The 406-nt window shown below is 49.5% G+C and carries 4 tRNA genes; all 4 read left to right on the top strand.

The features are described from left to right. Positions 1–28: 28 nt before the first annotated feature. Positions 29–102 (top strand) — tRNA-Met (locus C1G53_RS09340). A gap of 15 nt (positions 103–117) precedes the next feature. Continuing rightward, a tRNA-Phe gene (locus C1G53_RS09335) sits at positions 118–190 on the top strand. Positions 191–221: 31 nt separating this feature from the next. Continuing rightward, positions 222–295, top strand: a tRNA-Ile gene (locus C1G53_RS09330). A gap of 12 nt (positions 296–307) precedes the next feature. After that, positions 308–395 (top strand) — tRNA-Ser (locus C1G53_RS09325). Positions 396–406 lie beyond the last annotated feature (11 nt).

The following is a 406-nucleotide window of genomic DNA, read 5'->3' as shown; positions in this document are numbered from 1 at the left end:
TCTATCCCACATCCTCCTTTTCTACTACCGCGGGATGGAGCAGCTAGGTAGCTCGTCGGGCTCATAACCCGAAGGTCGTAGGTTCAAATCCTGCTCCCGCAATTTCTTTAAGAATTTGGCTCGGTAGCTCAGTTGGTAGAGCAATGGATTGAAGCTCCATGTGTCGGCGGTTCGATTCCGTCTCGCGCCATTAATTTAACTTTGTCCAAGTTTATTATCTTGGGCGCGTAGCTCAGATGGTTAGAGCGCACGCCTGATAAGCGTGAGGTCGGTGGTTCGATTCCACTCGTGCCCATATTATATTGATGGAGAATTACTCAAGAGGCTGAAGAGGACGGTTTGCTAAATCGTTAGGTCGGGTAACTGGCGCAAGGGTTCGAATCCCTTATTCTCCGTAGTGAACGAG

Origin of the sequence: Streptococcus suis, from assembly GCF_002960445.1 — a bacterium.
Lineage (GTDB): Bacteria > Bacillota > Bacilli > Lactobacillales > Streptococcaceae > Streptococcus > Streptococcus hyiners.
Note: the sequence above shows the minus strand (reverse complement) of the source record. Positions and strands in the feature narration are given on the sequence as shown.